Source organism: Phormidesmis sp. 146-12, from assembly GCF_052939495.1.
In genome coordinates this window covers 1-20880 of the sequence record NZ_JBJPHS010000101.1, presented here as the reverse complement: position 1 = coordinate 20880, position 20880 = coordinate 1, and the positions used below count along the sequence as shown (strand labels likewise).

22 protein-coding genes and 1 tRNA gene are annotated in these 20880 nt (G+C 49.6%); 15 read left to right on the top strand and 8 right to left on the bottom strand.

The genetic code is table 11. From position 1 onward, the window contains the following. From ACKFKF_RS28035 to ACKFKF_RS28020, 4 genes are all read right to left on the bottom strand, one after another. A partial coding sequence (locus tag ACKFKF_RS28035; protein ID WP_446870654.1) for a hypothetical protein occupies positions 1-183 on the bottom strand: 183 nt, incomplete at its 3' end. Between the two features lie 374 nt (positions 184-557). Further along, on the bottom strand, positions 558-2546 hold the full coding sequence (locus tag ACKFKF_RS28030) for an AAA family ATPase (RefSeq protein WP_446870653.1): 1989 nt from the start codon (positions 2544-2546) through the stop codon (positions 558-560). A 248-nt stretch (positions 2547-2794) separates the two neighbouring features. Further along, positions 2795-3007, bottom strand: coding sequence for a hypothetical protein (locus ACKFKF_RS28025; RefSeq protein WP_446870652.1), 213 nt, complete (start codon positions 3005-3007; stop codon positions 2795-2797). 49 nt (positions 3008-3056) lie between these two features. After that, positions 3057-3293: a hypothetical protein gene (locus ACKFKF_RS28020; RefSeq protein WP_446870651.1), complete on the bottom strand. Its 237-nt coding sequence runs from the start codon at positions 3291-3293 to the stop codon at positions 3057-3059. A gap of 213 nt (positions 3294-3506) precedes the next feature. Here ACKFKF_RS28020 and ACKFKF_RS28015 point away from each other — a divergent pair, with 213 nt between their 5' ends. From ACKFKF_RS28015 to ACKFKF_RS27985, 7 genes are all read left to right on the top strand, one after another. After that, entirely contained in the window at positions 3507-3764 is a 258-nt protein-coding gene (locus ACKFKF_RS28015; protein WP_446870650.1) for a helix-turn-helix domain-containing protein, read from the top strand. Positions 3765-3952: 188 nt separating this feature from the next. Then, positions 3953-4558 (top strand): hypothetical protein, encoded by a 606-nt coding sequence (locus tag ACKFKF_RS28010; RefSeq protein WP_446870649.1) that lies wholly within the window; start codon positions 3953-3955, stop codon positions 4556-4558. A gap of 159 nt (positions 4559-4717) precedes the next feature. After that, entirely contained in the window at positions 4718-5236 is a 519-nt protein-coding gene (locus ACKFKF_RS28005; protein ID WP_446870648.1) for a hypothetical protein, read from the top strand. A 73-nt stretch (positions 5237-5309) separates the two neighbouring features. Then, positions 5310-5564 carry a hypothetical protein gene (locus tag ACKFKF_RS28000; protein ID WP_446870647.1) on the top strand — a complete coding sequence of 85 codons (255 nt, stop codon included), beginning with the start codon at positions 5310-5312 and terminating at the stop codon, positions 5562-5564. A 3-nt stretch (positions 5565-5567) separates the two neighbouring features. Then, positions 5568-5765 (top strand): hypothetical protein, encoded by a 198-nt coding sequence (locus ACKFKF_RS27995; protein ID WP_446870646.1) that lies wholly within the window; start codon positions 5568-5570, stop codon positions 5763-5765. An 88-nt stretch (positions 5766-5853) separates the two neighbouring features. After that, entirely contained in the window at positions 5854-6147 is a 294-nt protein-coding gene (locus ACKFKF_RS27990) for a hypothetical protein (RefSeq protein ID WP_446870645.1), read from the top strand. A gap of 246 nt (positions 6148-6393) precedes the next feature. Next, positions 6394-7152, top strand: coding sequence for a hypothetical protein (locus tag ACKFKF_RS27985; RefSeq protein ID WP_446870644.1), 759 nt, complete (start codon positions 6394-6396; stop codon positions 7150-7152). Between the two features lie 160 nt (positions 7153-7312). Here the strand turns inward: ACKFKF_RS27985 and ACKFKF_RS27980 are convergent. Continuing rightward, a tRNA-Glu gene (locus ACKFKF_RS27980) sits at positions 7313-7385 on the bottom strand. A 202-nt stretch (positions 7386-7587) separates the two neighbouring features. Between ACKFKF_RS27980 and ACKFKF_RS27975 the strand changes: the two genes are divergently transcribed. After that, the gene (locus ACKFKF_RS27975; RefSeq protein WP_446870643.1) at positions 7588-8466 is read left to right on the top strand and encodes a lysophospholipid acyltransferase family protein; all 879 of its coding nucleotides are present in this window, start codon (positions 7588-7590) and stop codon (positions 8464-8466) included. A gap of 266 nt (positions 8467-8732) precedes the next feature. Here the strand turns inward: ACKFKF_RS27975 and ACKFKF_RS27970 are convergent, their stop codons facing one another. The 3 genes from ACKFKF_RS27970 to lepA form a co-directional block, all read right to left on the bottom strand. Then, complete coding sequence (locus tag ACKFKF_RS27970; protein ID WP_446861178.1) at positions 8733-10142, bottom strand: UDP-glucose dehydrogenase family protein; 1410 nt, start codon at positions 10140-10142, stop codon at positions 8733-8735. 105 nt (positions 10143-10247) lie between these two features. Further along, entirely contained in the window at positions 10248-11213 is a 966-nt protein-coding gene (locus ACKFKF_RS27965) for a UDP-glucuronic acid decarboxylase family protein (protein WP_446870642.1), read from the bottom strand. Positions 11214-11588: 375 nt separating this feature from the next. Next, positions 11589-13400: a translation elongation factor 4 gene (lepA, locus tag ACKFKF_RS27960; RefSeq protein WP_446861176.1), complete on the bottom strand. Its 1812-nt coding sequence runs from the start codon at positions 13398-13400 to the stop codon at positions 11589-11591. A gap of 346 nt (positions 13401-13746) precedes the next feature. On the opposite strand from lepA, the gene ACKFKF_RS27955 reads away from it, so the two are divergent. The 7 genes from ACKFKF_RS27955 to ACKFKF_RS27925 all read left to right on the top strand — a co-directional run bounded on the left by ACKFKF_RS27955 (position 13747) and on the right by ACKFKF_RS27925 (position 20785). Next, complete coding sequence (locus ACKFKF_RS27955) at positions 13747-13977, top strand: hypothetical protein (RefSeq protein WP_446870641.1); 231 nt, start codon at positions 13747-13749, stop codon at positions 13975-13977. A gap of 212 nt (positions 13978-14189) precedes the next feature. Then, positions 14190-15986, top strand: a complete 1797-nt coding sequence (locus ACKFKF_RS27950; protein WP_446861174.1) for an ATP-binding protein — start codon at positions 14190-14192, stop codon at positions 15984-15986. An 84-nt stretch (positions 15987-16070) separates the two neighbouring features. Further along, complete coding sequence (locus ACKFKF_RS27945) at positions 16071-16724, top strand: DUF3386 domain-containing protein (protein ID WP_446870640.1); 654 nt, start codon at positions 16071-16073, stop codon at positions 16722-16724. Positions 16725-16817: 93 nt separating this feature from the next. Beyond that, positions 16818-17060: a NifU family protein gene (locus ACKFKF_RS27940; RefSeq protein ID WP_446861172.1), complete on the top strand. Its 243-nt coding sequence runs from the start codon at positions 16818-16820 to the stop codon at positions 17058-17060. 101 nt (positions 17061-17161) lie between these two features. Then, positions 17162-19405, top strand: a complete 2244-nt coding sequence (locus ACKFKF_RS27935) for a glycoside hydrolase (RefSeq protein WP_446870639.1) — start codon at positions 17162-17164, stop codon at positions 19403-19405. 85 nt (positions 19406-19490) lie between these two features. After that, entirely contained in the window at positions 19491-20057 is a 567-nt protein-coding gene (locus ACKFKF_RS27930; protein WP_446870638.1) for a GNAT family N-acetyltransferase, read from the top strand. Positions 20058-20149: 92 nt separating this feature from the next. After that, a complete protein-coding gene (locus ACKFKF_RS27925; RefSeq protein ID WP_446870637.1) occupies positions 20150-20785 on the top strand; it encodes a hypothetical protein in 636 nt (211 codons plus the stop codon). The last annotated feature ends 95 nt before the right edge of the window (positions 20786-20880 follow it).

The window sequence follows — 20880 nt, the reverse complement described above, 5'->3', positions numbered from 1 at the left end:
GCGATCGCTCAATATTTGCAGAATGCGATGATTTTCCGCTTGCAGTGATTGAATGTCGGACTGCATTTGGATTTGAACTTTAGATAGATATTCGACGATTTGGATCGCTGTTTGTAACTGCTGAGAAGTCGTCTGAACAGTTGCGATGAGAACGTCTAAAGAGGTTTGGATCGTGTCAGCCATAGCGTTGGACTAAAAAAGGACTACATCACCGATCGGTGATGAATTGAAACCCTGATTCTCTCGTTCGGCATCGATGACGACGGCGACGAAAAATCAAGGCTTTCCGGTTGGACTTCTGCGGCTGGAGCAGTCAGCCAGAATTCTTAAGGCAAGAAGTGCAGGTTCCATCCTTTTTGAGAAATTTGTGGCACGTAGGGCAGTTCTTGTTATGGGCTATCAAACGTCCATACCTTCTAAAGAGGAAAAGGGTTCCTTCTGTTTGGCTCCCCTTGCTTTTCTCCAGTCGATCACCCTCATCCTTCTCCAGTTTTTGAGGGATGAGGGATGAGGGATGAAGGGTAAGGGGTAATTCCAGTTGAACGCCCTGGATGAGTTTAATCTTGCGTTTTGCCATTTGCCTTGCTCAAGATATTTAAGTCTTTCAGAAGGAAAACACTGTTCCGTCCCGTCTCTTGCCCTCTGACTCTGACGCGATCGCCCTTCACTTTCAAAACTCGGCTCGGTTGCAGCAGTTCTCTCCGAACATCTAGCGGAAATTCGGTGAGGGGTATCGATTTTTGCCCCTGGTAGAGCGCGGGTACTTTTTCGGAGTCTATCGGATCGCTTCCATACCGCATCCATACGGAAAGACCACCAGCAACCACGATGTCGTTTCGATCTATAGATTTTTTTCTATGGTCAATTAGCGGCGTGTCGATCGACTCGATCGACCCATCGATCGACACGCGATCGACACGTCGATCGACACGATTTTCCATGCTGGATAAGGGCAAAGTGCCTGTGTCGATCGGTCGATCGGCAAAAATGGCATTTTCGACAGTGTTGGAAATCGCATTTTTGTCGATCGACCGATCGACAGGAGCAGTTTTTGTTGATATACCGTCATTTTCGTGTCGATCGACGTGTCGATCGGCAGTCGATCGACCTCGATCGACCGATCGACATACTTCAAGGTAATACAACATTGTATTACCTTGTCCTTTTAGACACCTGCTTACCATCCCTTTTGCCCACATCTCTTTGAGGACACGTCGGATTGTGTTTTTGTTTATGTTCAAACATTGAGCCATCTCCTCAATCTCATAGCGAACACCTCGGCGATCGTCTTCATTTAGCCAGAGTTCGATCCGCTTTTCGGTGTGGATGGTTTCTTCCTCGTTCTCCGATCCTTCTTTGCCCAGATACTCGAAGGTGAATCGGTCTTCATCAAACCGGAAGACGTAGCGACCTGGCGGCCGTCCCATTCTGGTCTTCTGGACTCGAAGGACGCGATCGCCGCTCCGCTCGTCGGTCAGCAGCAGTCCCCAAACCTCTGAAGCTGAGTTGTAAAGGGCTTTTGTGCCTCTCGATTCGCCTTCTGAGTTGGAATGGTGGATCACGCAGAAGGTACAGCCGTAGCGATCGCCCAAATCGTTGAGTTGCAGCATGAAGCGGGCGTATTCGGTATCGTTTTCGCTGATCAAGGTGTTGCGGTTAATTGAGGTCACCGAGTCGATCATGCAGAAGCTAACCGGATCGCCTGCTTCCTGATATTTCTTGAGGTAAGCCTCTAATCGGGCAATGTTTTCGACTTGCCAGCCGGGTACGACCTCGACGGGGTGATGATTGGTGAGTTGCCTGATTTGCATCCGCTCACGGGTCACGACCACGGGTTCATCGGACTGAAGGATGAGAACGCGCCCTTGAGGAATCTGGTAGCCATTCCAGGGTTGACCTTTGGCGATGCACTCGATTAACTCATAGATCATGAGCGACTTGCCCACGCCGCCCATCGCGTGAAGCAGTAGGACAATGCCCTTTGGAATCCAGCCGCTGACCAACCATTCCTTCTCGACCTGGCAGAGTTGATCGAGATCTTCCACTCCATAGGCGATGAAAGGAGCCTGATTGATGAGTGCCTTGTAGAAACAGTTCATCATGGCGCTTTTAGAGAGTTTGTAGCGCCGGGAAAGTTTCTCAAGCTTGAATTCTCGAAAGCCGTCGTCTAAAACTGACTCGATCTGACGGATTTGATCGATCATCGTGCTGAACTCCGATTCTTCCAGGTCAAGCCCTCGCTCGCTGGCTAGAAGCTCGGCTATTCGCTCAATTTCTTCGATCGGGGTGCCAGTCCATCGAGCAATTGCGGCTAAATCCTTTTTGAGGTATTTCGATTTGGCGATCGCCCTGGCAATATCGGCTTCAAACTCGATCTCAGCATTGATCTCTAAATCGGTTTTTCGGGTGGTGAGTGCCTCATTGATAGCGTCAACTCTTCCCATTGGGGCGATCATGTCCTCATACATCGCCGCAGCGTTGGGGTGCTGAGAGAGAAACTCAGCCGCGTCTTTAGCTCTATTAGGCTTTTTGAATTCTGCTACCATTTGCTTGTCCGGTAAGTTTGTTGTGAATTTGCTTGACTGGGTGCTTTTCAGTGAGCACACGGAAGAATGCCCCAACGCATTCGTGTTTGATGGTTGGGCTTCAAGAAGCAAAAATTTAAAGCCTGACTGGACGATGGGGATCTGACAGACAGGCTTTTGATTTAGAGGTTTTGGATCATGGTCAATGTTTGATTAAGTATTCGGCAGATTTTTTGAGGGCGATCGCTATTCGGAGGCGATCGCTTTTTTCATTGGCGATAAACTCGCTCACCCTCGATCCAGGCGATCGGCTGCTCGATTCGATATCGTTCGGTACAGCCAGTGCATTCCATTCCATGCTCGACAACTTCTCCCTCGTCAACTGTGAGGTATGCGGTAAAGTCATCCCCTCCACAGAGAGGGCATTTACCAGAGGGATAGCGTCTGAGTCGATCGGCGTTGCTGATGTCTAAGAAGTTCATAAAGGGATGAGGGATGAGGGATGAGGGATGAGGGGCGATCGCTTTTTTATTACTCGAACCGACCCCTTGCGGGTAACTCGGAGAGATCGCCGTGAAAGCTTGGCTCTGGGCTGTGGTCAAGAAACACTTGCATACGTTCCAGGACGGCTAATTGCCGCCATTGAGGGAGTTTTCTGAACAAGATGAAAATTTGGTCGATTTCGTCATTCGCATCAGGCTCGATCGCATCCTCACCAGCAAGTCCGATCGCTTCCAGGTCGATCGCGGTCTCATTCTCTTGGGTCATTGGCACTCCTGAAATAGCTGAATTGATCATGGTGTAAGCATTTGGGCGATTATTGGGAATGCAGCAAGACCAGGCGATGGGGCAACACTGCATACCCTCAAACAACTAGGCAACGTGTGCGGATACACACGGTCACTTCGTGCTGTTTGTTGTTTAGTGCGGCGTATACGAGTTAATCAATATGGGTTGACTCGCATACGAGTTAACTCTAATATGAGCGAAGAGAATGATCAACCCTTGAATCTGATGAAAGTTAGAAGCCGTGCTGGAATGACTCAGCGACAATTTGCCGATCTTCTTGGGGTGACTATATCTACTGTGAGCAATTGGGAGAGGGGGGTACAGGTGCCTCGCCTGACTTTCTCTCAAACCAAAATGATCATGGATGCATCTGGTTTGACCATTGATGACCTGGTTGAGGCTTTTAACGCAACATACAGATCAGACTCTCAGGACAAAACTGAGGCGTAACCTAGCAAATCAAAACCAGGGCAGAGCGGTAACTCTCCCTGGATGGCCCCACCGACGTTTAACCCAATGGAGCAATCCAATTATGTCTGGATTTCAGGCTTTTATTTCTATTAAAAAAGGTCGATCGCCTCCACTAGCTATGGAGACGATCGACCTTTGTTTTGTTCAATCAAAATCAGGAGACACACATGAAAAATGCAGCAGTCAATGACGCTATCTATGCTGACAGCAATATGTCAATGCATACCAAACAACTAGCAGAGTTTTGGAAAATCGACTCACGATCGCTCACCAACTGGGTCGCAAAAGTGAGAAAGCTTGGCTACGAAATTGGACAACCCGGGGAACGCAATCGAACCTACTTCAACGATGTCGATCAAGACTTAATTAACGCTTGTCGTCACGGCACCCTCACACCAAATCCGAGAAAATCTGAAGTTACCCAGAATGATTCTGAGAACGTTCTGAGTATGGAGGAGAGGCGGAATCGGGAAGCGCAGGAAGCGCAAACGGAATCAGACCAAAATCAGAACTTAGCACTGAGAACTGATGTGATACAGGAAGCAGGCTCACTGCTGTCTCAACGCACTGAAGCAAGCTACCAGGAAGGCAGCGCGATCGCTAAAGCCGAGCTAGCAAGCAAGGTTAAAGGCTATCTAGAAACTCGTGTAGAGGCTGACAAAGCTTTCAACGATTTCATTGCCCAGATGATCGGTGACTATGAGCAGCTTGACGAGCAACGTGCTTTACCGGAGGTGGTTACCCCAAAGCAACTGATCGCTTCTTTGTTCTAAGCATTCTCGGAAACTTCTCAGAACATTCTCAGAACATTCCGAGAAGCGAACTAAGAAACTATCGACTTAAGCGCACGATGTTTTGGGCGATCGTGCTTCTCACACTTCTCAATGTTTTGTCCCCAAGATACTCAACTCAATTTCAACCTCAAAGGACTTATGACCAACAGTCAGATTAAATTCATGCTCGGCTTTATCGCTGGAGGACTTCTGGCTACCCCAGCGATCGTGATGCGAGTGAATGCCTCATTCCTGGATGCTGTTTCTCGCTGGAGCGCTTCTTATGGAAACAGTGCAGAAGCTCAAGAGCAACCGCTTCCCGTCCCCCAAAACACTCCCCCGGTTGGTCGGGGAGACGGATCGGCGATTACCCCTTGTGCGGCTCCACCTCCGACGATGGCATCATCAGCCCCCGATGAGATGCCCACAGCTTTAGGACGCAATCAGCCCGCACAGACAGCCGTCTTCGTGCCAAAGGATCTAAGAGCAAAAATCTTGCTGAATACCCGTCCAGGGAATCGGATGAAAAGTTTGATAGATCGAGTCGGCTACCCAAACCGATTTGACGATGCGACTTCAACCGACTTCTATATGACTGAAGACGGAGAGATAGCGGTAGTGAGCGATCGGGCAACAGATACCGTCGCCTCTATCAGCCTTCTATCTCCAAATCAATAGCCAGGGCGGAAGCGCTCAAACTACAACCCTGGCCACACCCCAACAACTACAAAATTATCGAGGTATCTAAATTATGGACATTTTCGGCTGGTTTGCAGGTGCGGATGCTGACGATTTTCCAGAGGATTCCGATGAGCGGTTAGACGCTGCTCTAAAGACGGCTGGCACGACGGCCCCTGTTGAGACATTCATTACAGACTGGGGGCACTACGACGGCGACCATTCTGAAAATGAACATGCCAAAGCGTGGGAGCATACGGATGTTGACTCGACCGATCGAGACTATATCCTTTACGATCGAGACAAAATTGATGATTTACCGGAGTAACCTATGACGATTCATCCGCTTTCTAGTCCCTTACCAGCCCCTCTGCAAAATCTCTATGATTTCATGAGTCAACATGCGATTGAGGGCAGAGTTTCTCTAACGATTCGCGAAATGGTTCACGGTCTCGGTCTAAGGTCTCCAGCTCCTCTGCTCAGTCGTTTACAAAAACTGATCGAGTTGAAGTTAGTTTCTCAAGCCTGATTTAAGGTCACGTCATCTCATCAAAAATCCCCTTCGGAAGCCACTCCAGAGGGGATTTAAAGAACACAGGACAAAGACACTTCTTATTATGACAGACACCCCCGAACAACCCAACAATTTAACAGTCAGAGTCGAATCATTAGAGACAGACATGCTTGATGTCAAAGTCTCCCTCAATCGCCTGATTGATGTTGTCTACGACAATAGCCAACAGCTTAGAACCACAATGCAAGCAGTCGATCGCATGGCACAAGTACAAATCCAAACCTTCCAAGTGATTGAAACCATGCAAACTGAAGTTCGTGAAATTCAATCAGAAGTACGCGGACTTCAAACCGAAAATCGCCGCATTCTAGAAATCCTGCAACGCAATCAGGAATAGTCTTACCGTCTGATGAGCCTCCCTAGCGAATAGGCGAAACGGGTCTAACACACCCGTCACGGAACTCACACTCGCTTCAAAACATCATTGCTGACACAGCGATCGATGACTTTTTTTCGTGCAATTTTTACTGTCAATTTCTATTAGTCAATGCCCCATAGTTGCCACTACTGGATAGAAAGATTTAGAGAAGACTACTTCCAGCGTGGTAGCTCAGAAACAACCTGGAGAACTGAGTACTGGAAAATGCTCAAACACCTCCCACAAGACGAACCTTTAACCTCTGAACTGTTACACCAATTCGTTCTCAAATCCACTGTCAACACTCGCTCTAGAGTTCGGGCTTGCATGGTTTATGGCGCGATCGCCCGGTTCGCAAAACTTGACTATGATCCATCCCCTTATAAAGGAAAGTATTCTTCTAAAAGTGTCTCGCCACGTGACATTCCCAGTGATGACCTGATTGTTGAATGGTTCGATCGACTGTCTAACCCCGGTTGGAAATGGATATTTGGCATTCTCGCAACCTACGGACTTAGACCACACGAGACTTTCAGGCTAGATTTTGAACGCTTACGGCAGCGCGATCGCATTCTCTGGGTTGAGAACGAAACTAAGACCGGGTTCCGTCAGGTCTGGGCCTTTCATCCCGAATGGTTTGACGAATTCGACTTGCACCAGGTGCAGCTTCCCAACGTCAATCTAAACCGCTCAAATGACCGAGTAGGACACAGTGCTACCAGCTATTTCAGCGATTTTGGCTTACCCTTCCACCTTTACGACATGCGCCACCGATGGGCAATTCGCAGCATGGAATATGGACTTAAGCGGACTCTAGCTGCTCAACAAATGGGGCACTCAGAAGAAGTGCATAGCCGCATCTATCACCGATGGATCAATGCAGCCGAACATCAGAGGGCATATGAAGCCCTGCTCAATCGAGACGATCGACCGCGACCACCAGCGCGAAAAAATTCAAACAAAAAGCCGGAACTGAACAACTAACAGTCCCGGCTTTATTTTTTTAATCCAAGTCGATCAAATTATCCAGGGTGAGGTTACTCACTCCAGAATCATTGCCTTGATTTGGTTTTGACTCAAATCAAATGAGCTAGTCAAAGTGAAATTAATCACTCTGAAATCACTACTCCGACTTGGATTCGCATACCCCCAGGGGAATTCGAATCCCCGTCGCCTCCGTGAAAGGGAGGTGTCCTAGGCCTCTAGACGATGGGGGCGCAGTTCACACTTTATCTAATTTAGCTGGTAGCCCCACCTCTGTCAATAGATTGTGACAGATTCCTCAAAAATTATTGGCGGATTTACAGAGCCAGCCTTAGAAGTGTCCTTTTGGTAAACCCAAGGAGATCGGAACCGACTAGGGTAAAAAAGGGTTACCTACCCGCCATTTGAAGCCTTCAGCCGTTTCTTATTGCGCCCATGCTGTCGATTCGCTCTTTACTTTCACCGGGGTTTTCTACCCGCCGCTTAATCCGAGAGGGTTCGGAAGAGCCAAACTTAAACCAGCAGGCTACTCCTGTGACAAATTCAGGTGCAATTAACCAATTTCCTAAACGCAGCCTCACGGATGGCAAAACCGAGGATACTGCTAACAAGGCTCTCTATTCTCAAACGATCGACAGGGCAAATTTTGTGGGTTCTCGTTTCTCACCGTGGCTGGCTTTGGTGGCTTATCCGTTGGGGCGTTATGCGCTGTTGCCATTTTACTTTCGATACATTGAAGTGATCGGTCGTGAGAATTTACCTAAAACTGGCCCTGTAATTTTGGCTCCCACTCATCGATCGCGTTGGGATGCTTTTATGGTGCCTTGTGCCGCGGGTCAAGATGTCACCGGGCGAGAACTGCGGTTTATGGTGTCCGCTGACGAGGTAAAAGGAATTCAAGGCTGGTTTATCAGACGAATGGGTGGGTTTGAGATTGATACAAAACATCCTGCTATCTCCAGCCTGCGTCACAGCGTAGAACTGTTGAAGAAGGGACAGGTGCTCGTGATTTTTCCTGAAGGCAATATTTTCCGGGAGTGTAGACCGCTCAAACCTGGACTGGCTCGCCTCGCCCTACAAGCAGAAGCTAGTCAAGATGACCTAGGGATTCAGATTGTCCCCATCAATATTGGCTACAGTCAGCCCTTGGTTCCCTGGAGGTGTAGCGTAGAAATTCGGATTGGACTGCCGCTCCAGGTCAGCAATTATGCGGATCAACCGCCCAAACAAGGTGCGAAAAAACTGACCAGCGACCTGGAAAATGCGCTGCGAACGTTGGATAAGGCGACGATCGAGCGCAGCGGTCGTCATTAGTTAACCCGAATTCAGGTCGAAAAACGTCCGTTCGACAATGTTTTTCGCTTTGGTGTTGAACGCTTCTACCCCCCAAGCTGCCAAGTCTGCGGGACTTTCAGACAAGAATTCCAGTTCAAAGTCCCTGATTGGTAGGGATCTAGGGGGCTACTCAAGTCTGTAAGCGGAGTGAACAATCTCATCAAGTTCACGTTAAAAAAATAGAGACGAGTGATCAACCCGTCCCCATCTTCTTCAGTAGAAATTCAGTAGAAGTAATCTTGAGTCTAGCGTCCGATTCCAACGTAGCGGAACCCAGCTTCTTCGAGAACGCTTTGATTCAAGAAGTTTCGACCGTCGATCAAAATTGGCGTGTGCATCAGTTGCGACATCTTGATGTATTCGAGGTTGAGAAACTGCTGCCACTCGGTCACCAAGACTAGCGCATCGCACCCATCAGCCAGACGTTCTGCATCGGTTTCTACAATCACATCCGAGAGACCATGACGCATTCCCGTTTGAGAAATAATCGGGTCGTAGGCTTTGACCTTGGCACCCAACCGAGTCAAGTTTTCAATCAAACTGAGAGCGGGAGCGTCGCGCAGATCGTCTGTATCGGGTTTAAAGGTGAGACCCAGCAGTCCCACTGTTTTGCCCTTAAGAATTTTCAACACTTGCTGAAGCTTTTCAACCACAATCAGCTTTTGGCGTTGGTTGACACTGACAGCAGCCTTGAGCAGTTGAGTCTCATAGCCATAGTCATCGGCGGTATGAATCAGCGCAGAGACATCCTTAGGAAAACAAGAGCCGCCCCAACCGAGTCCCGCTTGCAGAAATTTGCTGCCAATCCGCGAATCGAGTCCAATGCCCTTGGCAACTTGGGTGACATCTGCACCGACCCGATCGCAGATATTCGCCACTTCGTTGATAAAGCTGATCTTGGTGGCCAAGAAGGCGTTGGCAGCGTACTTGATCATTTCTGCCGAACTTAAATCTGTCACGACAACAGGCACCGGGGGCAGGGACTTGTCTGCGGCAAACTGGCGATCCACGATCGGGGCATACAGTTCTTGCATGAGGGCGGTTGCACGGGGGCTGTTTCCACCCAAGACGATGCGATCGGGGTTAAAGGTGTCGAAAACAGCAGAGCCTTCTCGCAAAAACTCAGGGTTGCTGATGACATCAAAATCATAATCGCCAGTCAGAGCGCTGGCCTTCATGGGTTCTTCGCTGCCTATTCCCGCTAAGACAGGCTCTACTGAGAGACCTTTGCGCTCGGCAACTCCATCCAAAACGAGCATTCTCACCCAGTCACCAGAACCGATCGGCACCGTGGACTTATTGACAATGACTTTATAGCCGCCGTTGAGATGAGAGCCAATTCCGCGGGCAACGGCTTCGACATATCGGGTATCACTTTCACCTGTAGGCAGTGCTGGGGTGCCAACGGCGATAAAGAGAACCTGTCCATGTTCGACCCCGGCTGCCAGGTCGGTTGTAAACTCCAGACGTTGGCTTTGAAGGGCAGACTGCATAATTTCTGAGAGTCCGGGTTCAAAAATTGGAGATTGCCCAGATTTCATTAACTGAACTTTGGCTTCATTGTTGTCTACACAGATCACATGATGACCCACATGAGCCAGCGAAGCCCCGGTCACTAAACCAACGTACCCCGTACCAATAACACAAACACGCATAGAAGCTCCTCAAGAAAGGGTGAGCGTAGCAGTCAGACTAACTACAAGGTTGTGAATAGATTTCCCTGGTTGCCAAAAAGGGCGACTGAGAGAAAAGCGTGGATTTTAGTGAAGCGCGATCGTTTCTGGCTCGACCATGCTTTCTGCAACAATCCGAGCGCGAAAATCAGCGATCGTGCGCTGGAGTCCATCTTGCAGGGGGATCGTCGGCTGCCAATTTAAGTGCGTTTTGGCGCGGGTAATATCGGGTTTGCGACGACGAGGATCATCCTGGGGTAGGGGTTCAAATTTGATGTTGCCGGATGGGTTGACCATCTGTTGGACGGCTTGGGCAAGCTCTAAAATGGTGTATTCGTCAGGATTCCCCAGATTCACCGGCCCAATAAAGTCACCATTCATCAGCCGCATCAGCCCTTCTACCAGGTCAGAGACATAGCAAAAACTGCGCGTCTGGGAACCGTCTCCATAGACCGTCAGGGGATTGTTGCGTAGGGCTTGCACGACAAAGTTGCTGACGACACGCCCATCGTTTTCTAACATGCGTGGGCCGTAGGTGTTAAAAATTCTAGCGACGCGAATATCGACTTCGTTTTGGCGGTGATAATCAAATGCCAGAGTTTCGGCAACTCGTTTGCCTTCGTCATAGCAACTGCGAATGCCGATCGGATTGACGCTGCCCCGATATTCTTCGGACTGGGGATGCACTTCAGGATCGCCGTACACTTCTGAGGTTGAGGCGAGTAGAAACCGGGCTTTGACGCGCTTGGCTAGACCCAGCATATTCATCGTCCCCATCACATTGGTTTTGATGGTTTTGACAGGGTTGTATTGGTAGTGAATCGGGGAAGCGGGGCAAGCCAGGTGATAGATCTGGTCTACTTCTAGCCGAATCGGTTCTGTAATGTCGTGACGAATCAACTCAAAGTAGGGGCTATCAAGCCAGTTGAGCAGGTTTCGTTTGTGTCCTGTGTAGAAGTTATCCAAGCAGACAACTTCATGCCCTTGCGTCATCAGGCGATCGATCAGGTGAGAACCAATAAAACCAGCACCACCAGTAACAAGGATTCGCATAAGTTCAATCAAATAGGCTAGGGGAGTTGCAAACAGAGAAGGTGAAACCAACCGTGCCATAGGGTTTAGTTTCTTGACATGGCAAAAGTGTACCCAGAAGCCACAATGTTCTCACGGAACTCGGACTCGGTACGACAAGCTCCACGTCCTGAAATGCACCTTACGGACAAAGTGTGTTGCCCTCGGTAAAATTTTATTGCAAATTTCAATAGAACCTTAGCAAACCCCCCCCAGAAACGATGTTTTGGAGGGGCAGCTTCATTAAATCTTAAAGGGGAGGGTAAATCTGTTTAGAGGGTGCTATTTCTAAAGAAACTCACTGGAGCAGTTGAAACAATGGCTTGCCTGCTCCTCCGCGTGTAGCGCTGCAAACGTCTAGTCCTGCGTTAGCTTCAGCACCGCCATAAAGGCCTCTTGGGGTACATCGACCGTTCCGATCGCCTTCATGCGTTTTTTACCTTTTGCCTGTTTTTGCAACAGCTTTTTCTTTCGTGAAATGTCGCCGCCGTAACACTTTGCCAACACGTCTTTACGAATGGCAGGAATATGTTCGCTGGCAATCACTTTGCTGCCGATCGCAGCCTGAATTGGGATCTTGAACTGGTGCCGTGGAATCAATTCCTTGAGCTTTTCGGTCAGTGCACGCCCCACTCCGTAGGCTTTGTCGCGGTGAACGATCGTCGCCAACGGATCAACCGGGTCGCCGTTAATCATAATGTCTAGCTTCACCAGCGCATTTTCGCGGTAGCCGATCAGTTGATATTCCATGCTGGCATAACCACGCGATCGAGATTTCATTTGATCAAAGAAATCTGTCACCACTTCCGCCAGGGGCAACTCGTAAATCAGCGTCGTGCGTCCTGGAGTCAAATACTTCATATCTTTGAAGACCCCTCGCCGAGTCTGAGATAGCTCCATTAGCATCCCAACGTAGGCTTCGGGCGTAATCATGTCCACCTGAACGTAGGGTTCCTCAATTTTCTCGCGATGCTGAGGGTCGGGCAGCTTACTGGGATTGTCGATAAAGACGGTTTCTCCCTTAAGCGTGGTCACTTTGTAGACAACCGAAGGGGCTGTAATAATCAGATCGAGGTTATATTCTCGCTCCAGTCGCTCCTGAACGATTTCCATGTGCAGCAGACCCAGGAAGCCACACCGGAAGCCAAAGCCCATCGCGCTAGAGGTTTCTGGCTCGTAGTTTAAGGCGGCATCGTTGAGTTTAAGCTTTTCGAGGGCTTCGCGCAGATCGGGGAATTGGTCAGCATCCGTGGGAAACATGCCGCAAAAGACCATTGGTTTTGCTTCGACATAGCCCGGTAGCGCTTCAGAAGCAGGCTTGCTGCATAGTGTGATGGTGTCTCCGACGCGGGCATCTTCGACCCCTCGGATGGAAGCGGCAATGTAGCCCACTTCTCCGGCATGTAGATCGCTGACCTGAACTTGAGTCGGAGACAAAACGCCCAATTCGTCAATCTCATATTCCTTCCCAGATGCCATCAAGCGAATTTTGTCGCCCTTTTTGACCCGACCATCCATTACTCGGAAGTAGACAATCACACCGCGATAGGGGTCGTAGTAGCTGTCAAAAATCAGGGCACGTAGCGGTTGATCAACGGTATCTTTGGGTGGCGGGACGAGTTGAACGATCGACTCCAAAATCTCAGGCACGCCGATCCCTTCTTTTGCGGAGGCTAGAATCGCACCACTGCAATCCAACCCAACGACTTCCTCAATTTCTCCTCGAACGCGCTCAGGTTCTGCACCCGGCAGATCGATTTTATTGAGAACAGGAATAATTTCTAGATCATTCTCCAAAGCCAGGTAGACGTTTGCCAATGTTTGCGCTTCAACGCCTTGAGACGCATCGACGACGAGCAACGCCCCTTCACAGGCAGCCAGCGATCGCGAGACTTCATAAGAAAAGTCAACGTGTCCCGGCGTATCGATCAAATTTAAAACATACTGCTGCCCATCTTTGGCGGTGTAGTTCATCCGAGCGGCTTGCAGCTTGATGGTGATCCCGCGTTCTCGCTCCAGATCCATGTTGTCGAGAAACTGTTCTTTCATTTCCCGCGAGTTAACCGTGCCCGTTTCTTGAAGGAGGCGGTCTGCCAACGTGGATTTGCCGTGATCGATGTGAGCGATGATCGAAAAGTTGCGAATACGGGTGACGGGAACGTCAGTCATACAGTTTACTTAGATGGACATTTAGATGGGCAAAATGGGCGCAGCAAAGACTGTCTTCTCAACAGAAGGAAGCGTGCATCGATTACTTAAAATATTTTAATGCTTTCTCAGCTTAGTACAGGATTCTCTTTACGAAGGGTGATGAGAGAAGTTGGATTCAATGCTTTTTGATTGGCGCTTAATTTGACTGACCAACCTCCGCGCGATCGTCCTTCATCGCACTTTACGGACGCTTCACATACATCGTTTAGCTGAAATCGGCTACAGAATTTTCCGAAGGGCAATTCGTCAGCTAAACTAACACATAGGTTTGGGCTACACAAGTTGGCGTTTAACCGCATTCACCATGACTGATCCAGTGACTCATTCTCATCCGCACGTTGATAAGGTGGAACTCTCAATCCACATCGATTCTGAATTGCTTGAGCGCATCAAGCATCTGACCAACGATCCTAGCAAAGTGGTCGAGGTAGCGATTCGCCAATGGTTACGGAGCGAAACGTACCGTGAAGACGAATTCTCGCGCCCATTAGAACGCAATCCGAGGGTGCCTCCTAGAGGTGAGTGGAACGATTAACGCTAGAAAAACACTGGCTTGAGCGGTTGGATTCTCGTTTAGCGCTAGAAGAACCGATACTGGTTGCATCTGTGTAGGGTCGTGATTAGAATGCGGAGATCGCACAAGGATGATTGAGTCTCAGTCAAAAATTGGTACCAAAACTCCTTGCTCCGGTGTTGATTTCCTTTTTAATCGATCGCTTCCAGTCCTAAGTCAAATGGTCTCTTGTTGTGAAATTTTCAAGCTTACCTCCTGACTCGTTTCAGACTCATATTGTGAATCCTGTGGGGAATGCTGCTTCTGAGACTGCTGCTGATTTGGTGATGACACAGGATGCGGCCGGGCATTTTTTGTCGTTTTATTGGCAGGAGTCGGAGACGTATGGGTTGCAACCAGAGCTATCTGGGAATGCGTTAGGGGAGTGCTTTTATCCGGTGGCGATCGCGCATTACCTGCAACGGATCAAGCGAGTCCTCACGTCTCAAACCCCCGAAAAGTTTCGCGCACTGTTTCGCTGTGCTGAACAGACACTGCTGTTTGAGTTGGTGATGAGTCCGATTATGCTGCCGGATGGTCTGGCTTCGACGGTTGTGGTCACAGGCAAACGATTGCCACCCATGCGCGCAGACGATTTGTTAGAAGAATCGCGGGCGGCGGGCGGGTTGGCGCTCTACAGCGATCGCTACCAAAAGCTTTTAACTCAGATTGCCTGGAATATCCGCCGAACCCTTGATCTCAGCACCATTTGGCAACAGACCGTCGATGGGTTGGGGCGCGCTTTGGGCGTGAGTCGCTGTATTCTCTGCCCCTTTGCGCCGCTCAGTTCTAAAGTTGAGGTGGTCGCAGAATATTGTCACGATTCTCAACAGTCTCTTTTGGGAGCGGAGATTGTACTGGCTGACGATCCCGTTTTGTGTGAAGCGTTGGCGACTTTGAAGCCGATCAGTTCCACGACTCATCAGATTGCCGGACTTGAGCCAGTGGTGTGCGTTCCGTCTGACGATCCTGAGCAGCCTTTGACCCGATTGATGGTGGCAACTTGCTATCAAGAGCAGCCAAACGGGGTAATTGTGCTGTACCAGTGCGATCGCCAGCGCGTCTGGAGCCAAGCCGAAGTTGAGTTTATGCGCGAGTTGGCAGACCAAGTGGGAACGGCGATCGCTCATGCATCCCTGTTCTCAGAAAGTCAGGACTTGGCCACTGAGCTTCAGCGCGTTAACAGCAATATGATGCAAAAGCATCGTGAACTGGAGGAAGCCAGAGAACAAGCCGAAGAAGCATCTCGCCTCAAGAGTGAATTTCTAGCGAACACGTCCCACGAATTGCGAACCCCTCTGAACGGGATGATCGGCTTTTTGAAGCTAATTCTAGATGGGATGGCCGAAGACCCGGAGGAGCAAAAAGAGTTTATCGAAGAGGCGTATCGATCGGCGCTGCATTTGTTGAATATCATCAACGATGTGTTAGATATCGCCAAGATCGAAGCGGGCAAGATGCAGATCGATCTCAGCCCCGTCAAACTAGATGAGTTGATGGCGGATGTCGAGAACTTTACGCGAACTCAGGTTCAGCAAAAAAACCTCAGCTTTGAGATTCAGAAGCCCCAGACCCACGATGAGATCATTCTGTTTGGCAACTATCAACGTCTGCTGCAAGTCATGCTCAATCTGGTGGGAAATGCAATTAAATTCACCCACGAAGGCGGCGTGACCATCAGCGCTGAGGTCATCAAAAAGCGGATCGTTGTGCAAAATCATGACCTTCCGGGTGTGGTCAAGGTGCGGGTAGCCGACACCGGAATTGGGGTTTCGTTAGATAAGCAAGACAAACTTTTTCAGTCGTTTAGTCAGGTCGATGGGTCGCTGACTCGTCAATATGGAGGCACCGGATTGGGGCTGGCGATTTCTCAAAAGCTGGTGGAGGCGATGGGCGGCGTGGTCAACTTCTACAGTATGGGTGAGGGGTTGGGATCTACTGTGACGTTTACAGTGCCGCTCTATCAGGAACCTGTGATGATTGCCGGGTAAAATTGATGAGAAATGAGCGGTGATCCCGCTCTCTAACGCCTGCCCAGACCAACTAGACTAAAGAAAGAGATTAAGGAGCGTTTCATGACAGAACCAATGGAAGCTCGTGAGCTATTTCGATCGGCTTACGAAAATCGCTACACCTGGGACAGCAACTTTCCTGGCTACACAGCAGATGTGACTTATCGGCTAGACGATCGCCAATACACGGGCAAGATTCGCATCAACCAGGACTGCACCTTTGAGGTGACTGATGTTGAAGATGAAGAAGCCAAAAAAGCCATTCAGGGGCAGGTGTGGGAAACTGCAATTCATCGAGTCCGCAGAGCCTTTGAAGACACGCACGGCAAGAATGTTTTCACGCTGGGCAACACCGACGAAGCGGGAGCCGTTGAGGTATTTGTCGAAGGCAAATCGATGGGCGATCGCTACAAAGTAAACAATAACGAAATCACCCTGGTTCACCGTCATATTCGCGATGTGGTTGTCACCATCAACACCTACAGCAGCCACGAAACGGGCGAAGGCTATTTGTCGCACCGCTATGATTCGGTTTACACCGATGCAGCGACTGGCGAATCGAAGGGCGGCAAGAGTGATTTTGAAGACACCTATGAGAAAGTGGGCGATTACTACGTGATGACTCAGCGAGTGATTCGTACCGAAGAAGCTGGAAAGGTCTCGACCAGCGAGTTTGCTTTCTCAAATGTCAAGCTTTTACAACCTGCATTGGTGTAGGGCTAAGGTGGAGGGAATCACTGAACCGCTCAAAACCCTCCTCAGATAGCGTTAGGATCAACATAAACCGATTAGAAACCAAAAAGGTGAACTATGTCTCAAGCATTGGCACTCACTCCTGAAAATGTGGAAACCGTATTGGATGAACTGCGTCCTTATTTGATGTCAGACGGCGGCAACGTCGAGCTAGTTGAATTGGATGGGCCGATCGTCAAGCTTCGTCTTCAAGGGGCCTGCGGGTCTTGTCCCAGTTCTGCGATGACGCTCAAAATGGGGATCGAACGCCGTCTGCGCGAATTCATTCCCGAAATCGAAGAAGTTGAGCAAGTAATGTAGTAGGTTGAGTTTTGAGTGCTGAGTTTTGAATTACCTTAAGAACACAGCACTCACTCTTGAGTCGATACTCTTGAACCTTAAAACTCAAACCTCAAAACTTTATGTCTCATCCTCTGTACGTCGCGTTTATCTGGCACCAGCACCAGCCGTTGTACAAAAGTAGGGGAGGTGCAGAAGCGCACGGGTCTGAAGGGCAATATCGTCTGCCCTGGGTGCGACTGCATGGAACGAAAGACTATTTAGACCTGGTGTTGCTGTTGGAGAAATATCCCAATCTGCATCAGACGGTCAATTTGGTGCCCTCGCTGATTCTTCAGATCGAGGATTATGTCGCGGGGACAGCGATCGACCCTTATTTAGCCCTGACGCTGACTCCGGTAGAACAGTTAGCCCAGGAGCAAAAAGAATTTATTGTTGAACATTTCTTTGACGGCAATCACCACACGCTGGTTGACCCCCATCCTCGCTATGCGGAATTGTATCGGCAACGGCAGGATAAAGGGCATGAATGGTGCGTCAATCACTGGGGGCTAGAGGATTTTGGCGATCTGCTGATGTGGCACAACCTGGCGTGGATTGATCCGTTGTTTTGGGATGATCCCTTAATCGCAGGCTGGCTGGAGAAAGGGAAAGGATTTAGTCTGAGCGATCGTCAGCTAATCATCGCCAAACATCGAGAAATTCTCAGCCAGATCATTCCTCAACACCGCAAGATGCAGGATGCTGGGCAGCTTGAGGTGACGACGACTCCCTACACGCATCCCATTTTGCCGTTGTTGGCGGATACGAATGCGGGTCGAGTTGCTGTTCCTCATATGACGCTTCCCGAACAGCGATTTCAGTTTGCAGACGACATTACGCGCCACTTGCAGAAATCGTGGCAGATGTATGAGGAGCGGTTTGGACGATCGCCCCGTGGTTTGTGGCCGTCTGAGCAATCGGTGAGTCCTGCGATGTTGCCTTATGTGGCTAAGTCGGGCTTTCAGTGGCTCTGCTCGGATGAGGCGGTCTTAGGCTGGTCGCTCAAGCATTTCTTTAATCGGGATGAGACGGGGAATGTATATGACCCCGAAATGTTGTATCGTCCCTATCGGTTGGAGACTCCAGCAGGGGATTTGTCGATCGTTTTTCGGGATCACCGTTTGTCGGATCTGATTGGATTCACTTACGGATCGATGGAGCCAAAACGGGCCGCAGCCGATCTGGTGGGACATTTGGAGGCAATTTCTCGATCGCTCAGACAGCGAAACGGCGGCAACCTGGACAAACCCTGGCTGGTGACGATCGCTTTGGATGGTGAAAACTGCTGGGAATATTATCCACAGGACGGCAAGCCCTTTTTAGAAAGCCTCTACCAAACGCTGAACAGCCACACGGGGATCAAGCTGGTGACGGTTTCGGAATTTTTAGACCAGCATCCTGCGACGGAGACGATTCCGACTAATCAGCTTCACAGTGGTTCCTGGGTGGATGGGAGTTTTACAACTTGGATTGGCGATCCGGCAAAAAATCGCGCCTGGGATTTGCTGACGACGGCTCGCCAGGTGTTGTCTACCCATCCCGAAGCGACCGAGGAGACGAACCCTGAAGCCTGGGAAGCGCTGTATGCAGCAGAAGGGTCTGATTGGTTTTGGTGGTTTGGCGAAGGGCACTCGTCGAATCAAGATGCCATGTTTGACCAGTTGTTTCGAGAACATTTGGCAGCGCTGTATCAGGCGTTAGGGGAGCCGATTCCTGACAATGTGCGGCGGGCGGTCGAAGTTCATGCGAAACAGGGCGACCATGCGCCACAGGGCTTTATTCACCCCGTTGTGGATGGGCGGGGAGACGAGCAGGATTGGGATAAAGCGGGTCGAATCGAAGTCGGTGGCGCACGAGGGACAATGCACCAGAACAGTGAGATTCAACGCCTTTGGTATGGGCTGGATCACCTGAATTTCTACGTGCGGTTAGACTTTCGATCGGGCATTCAACCCGGTATTGACTGTCCACCTGAGTTGAATTTGCTGTGGTATTATGCCGATCGCCCCATGCGAAATAGCCCGATTCCGCTCATAGAGTTGCCGGACGAAGCGCCGTTGACCTATCAGTTTCACCATCATTTGGGGGTGAATTTGTTGACGCAGACGGTTCGGCTTCAGGAAGCGGGAGACGATTTTAAGTGGCATTCTCGCAAGACTCGCGCTCAGGTCGGCTTAGACAAATGTTTGGAGATCAGTGTGCCCTGGGCTGATTTGCAGGTGCAGCCTGATTACCCGTTAAAAATGGTGGTTGTACTGTCTGAAAACGGACGCTATCGGCAATACTTCCCAGAAAATTCGCTAATTCCAATCTCAGTTCCCTAAGAGGATGTTTGAAACGCTATCGTTCATCGCATTCAACCGCCCTGCACTGAAGTTCCGAAAAAGCCGTTTCATACTTGTTCAGTCCATGTTACAAACTGAGCGATTGATTTTGCGTCCACTCACTTGTGGAGATGTCGCCTTCATTCAAGCTGTTGCTGGTGTTCGCGAGATTGCTGACACCATGATTTCAATTCCTCATCCTTACCCTGATGATGAAGCTCGGCAATATGTGGCTCGACAACTTGCTGAATTTGAAGCGGGGTACTCTGTCACGTTTGTGATCGAGCGGAAAGGTGATCCGGCACTCAGCGGCATCATCGAAATTCGAGGCATTGAACGTGAACACTCTCAAGCAGAATTAAGTTTTTGGATGGCAGTAGCAGCGTGGGGGCAGGGATATATGAGTGAAGCCTTAAAATCGGTTCTCCGGTTTGGGTTTGGAGAATTAGGACTCAATCGACTGTACGCTTACCACATGGCAAGAAACCCAAGCTCAGGCAAGGTGTTGCAAAGAAATGGATTTGTGCAAGAAGGATTGCTGCGCCAACGAGTACGAAAATGGGGAAAGTTTGAAGACGTAGCATTGTGGGCGATATTACAAAGTGACTGGTCTGATGTGGCGGCACAACAAGTCACTAGAGCGGACAGTTAAAGGTCTTTGCGGCTACCGTTGAGGTCGATCTGCTGCCGTTCAATTTGTTCTTTATACTGATAGCTAAATAAAGGTTAGGATCTGCCAAAACGGTGACTGCTTTGAAGCGTCAAATCAAACCAATCTTTCATAAAATTCGATATGTTGTGACGACGGCTCTGATTTACCGTCAGCGATTTTTCTTTGTAGGGCTAGCCGCCACCGGAAACCGCACCGCAGGCAAAGCCATGACGCTGTTGGGCTATTCGTGGAAACATTATCCCCGATCGTACGAGTCTCTCTGGCAGTTTCATGCGGTCACGGATGCGCCCGTCGCCTTCTGGTTTCGACAAAAAAAGCTGCCCAAAAATGGCCTTTACATTCTCACCACACGATCGCTCGAACCCTGGTTAGAGGATTGTCAAGCCTGGTTTGAGTCACGACCGTCTGATACGCTGTCACCCTTTGAAATCGAGATTCGAGAAGCGCTGTATGGAGGTGTGATGTTCGATCGTCAACGGTTTGCAGAAGCCTACGATCGCCACACTGCTGCCTGTCACCAAATTGCCCAGGAGATGGGAATTACGCTCCATGAATGGGATCTGGTTGCCAATCCAACTTGGGACTTTTTGACCCAACTAACTGGACGCACCTCAGACCAAGCTTTTCCCTTCACGCCGGGAGTTTACAATCGTACCTGGCAAGCGGTGATTGAAGCTGAAGAGAAAGCGAAATCGTCGTTTATCTAGAGATGAGCAAATGTGCTGAAATGATTCTCGCAGCTTCTTAGGGATAGGGATTAAAGAACCTGTAATTCTTAGAACTGTAAATTTAATTAAGCAAG